Source organism: Abditibacteriota bacterium (assembly GCA_017552965.1).
Taxonomy (GTDB): Bacteria; Armatimonadota; UBA5829; order UBA5829; family UBA5829; genus RGIG7931.
The window spans coordinates 1-2,446 of sequence record JAFZNQ010000017.1; the positions used below are offsets into that span (position 1 = coordinate 1).

Consider the following 2,446-nt stretch of genomic DNA (forward strand, 5'->3'; position numbering starts at 1 on the left):
CTCCACTCTCCCCGAGCAAAATGCGGCCCGGGAGCTGTCCTCCTATATAGAGAAGATATCCGGGGCCCGGCTCCCGGTGGAGGAGGCCCCCTCGGACACTGCCTGCAATATATTCGTGGGGCAGACCGCGGCGGCCATGAGCCCGGCGGGAGACTGCGACTGGGACAGCCTCAGGGGCGACGGCATTCTGATACGCTCCGGCAAAGGGTATCTGATCCTGGCCGGCGACAGGCCCCGGGGCACTCTGTATGCCGTATATACCTTCCTGGAGGACTGTCTGGGGGTCCGCTTCTGGGCTCCGGACGCCGAAAGGGTGCCCGGGAACAAGACTATCAGGATCAGCGACAGGCTCGACCGCGCCTACACGCCTCCCTTCTTCTCCCGGGAAGCCTACTTCAACCTGAATATGAACAACAACGCCTACGCCATCAAGCAGAAGTCCAACGGGCACCACAACAGGATCTCCGAGGACCTGGGCGGGCACGTCACCCTGATGGGCTGGGCCCACACCTTCGGCGGCTTTATCAGCGCCCAGGAATATTTCGGGGAGCACCCCGAGTGGTTCAGCCTCAGAGACGGCAAGCGCGTGGGGGGCAACACCCAGCTGTGTCTGTCCAATGACGAGTGTGTCCGGGAGCTGGGGAGCAAGGTGCTGGAGGCTCTGCGCAAGGAGGACCATCCCACCATCATCTCGGTGACCCAGAACGACAACGACGCATACTGCACCTGTGACAAATGCGCAGCCCTGGCAGAAAAATACGGGGCCCAGTCCGGCCTCATCCTCCACGCGGTCAATCAGGTGGCGGACCGTGTCAAGGAGGAGTTCCCCGACGTGCTGGTGGAGACCTTTGCCTATTGGTACACGGTGGACGCTCCCAAAAACATCAAGCCCCGGGACAACGTGATCATCAGGCTCTGCGATATCAGGAACAACTTCGGCACCCCTCTCGCAGAGTGCCTGAGCCGCCGGGACGATCCCAATCAGCAGACCAACCTGGCTTTTTACAAGAGCCTGCAGGAATGGAGCAGTCTGACGGACAATCTGTTCATCTGGAACTACATAGTCAACTTCACCAATTATTACATCATACACCCCAATTTTCACTGCCTGAAGCCGGATCTGCAGGTCTTCCGTGATCACCACGCCAAGGCGATATTTGAGCAGGGCGACTCCTTCAACGCCACCGCCTGCTTCAACGTGCTGAAGCAATATCTGACGGCAAAGCTGCTGTGGGACCCCGACATTGACGACGACGCCTGCATCAGGGAATTCCTTGAGGGCTACTACGGAGAGGCGGCCCCGTATCTCTACAACGTCATAGACCGGTGCGAAAAAGAAGTCGCGCGGCAAAACGTATATCTGGCCTGCTATATGGGCAATCTGAGCTGGATGCCCACGGACGCCTTTGTCTATTGCTTCGACAACTTCAACAAGGGCCTGTCCGCCGTCAGCGGAGACCCTGCGCTGAGGGAAAGGGTCCTGGGCGAGCTCCTCAGCTTTCAGTGGGGCTGGTATCTGCTGGGCGAGGACGAGAGAAACGCTGTCAGGGACTCGGGCTGTCTCCTGATCTCCGACGAAGACCGCTACATGAAGTGTTTTTATGACTGGCAGCAGCGGCATGACAACCGCTATTCCAGAGAGGGCGGCCTGTTTGCCCCCGCCGCCGCCAGCACCTCCAAAGAGCTGAAGCGGTCCGACCACCGGCCCGAGGGCCTGTCGGAGGAGGACGGCTGGTTCGAGGTGGCAGGGGACGACTTTGACCTGCATATCACCGGCTCCTGCTCCTTTTCCGAGGAGGACCCCGCAGCCTCGCAGGGCGTGGCCGCGGGCCTGAGATACAATTCCACCGAATGGGCTGTCCAGAGAAGGATCGAGAAGGCGGTGAACAAGGCGGTAAATGACGGCTGGAAAAAGGCCGAGGTCTATATCGTCTGCCGCAGGCAGGGCGAGCTCACCGCTTCCCCGGACAGCAACGGCTGCAACGTGATATTTTATGACGAGGTCTCCGGCGCCTATCCCGGCACCTTTTCCATAAAGGCCGGCGACATAAAGAGCGACTACACGGTCATCAAGGCGGGAGAGCTGGAGCTGAAGAAATACGGCGGCCTCATGGTGGCCCTGGCCCTGACGCCTGACGCGAACCTGGGCGAGAGCCTGCTGACGGACAGGATCTACTTTGTCCTCAGAAAATAGAGAGCCGGTGTCTGCCGGTCGCGGAGGGGCAGGGCGTACGTCCGGCAGGCGGCTCATGCTGCTCCTGGTTATGGCAGCCGCGGTACTGTCCCCGGCCCTGTGCGCCGCAGCGGCGCAGCTGACCCGGGACGGCAAGGCCCTGTCGGTCATAGTGTGTCCCGCCGGCTCCACTCTCCCCGAGCAAAATGCGGCCCGGGAGCTGTCCTCCTATATAGAGAAGATATCCGGGGCCCGGCTCCCGGTGGAGGAGGC

2 protein-coding genes are annotated in these 2,446 nt (G+C 60.9%); both read left to right on the top strand.

Translation table 11 applies throughout. The features are described from left to right. Nucleotides 1–2,194: DUF4838 domain-containing protein (locus IK083_02705; GenBank protein ID MBR4748467.1), on the top strand; the 2,194-nt coding region annotated here is incomplete at its 5' end. Between the two features lie 55 nt (nt 2,195–2,249). After that, nucleotides 2,250–2,446: hypothetical protein (locus IK083_02710; GenBank protein MBR4748468.1), on the top strand; the 197-nt coding region annotated here is incomplete at its 3' end.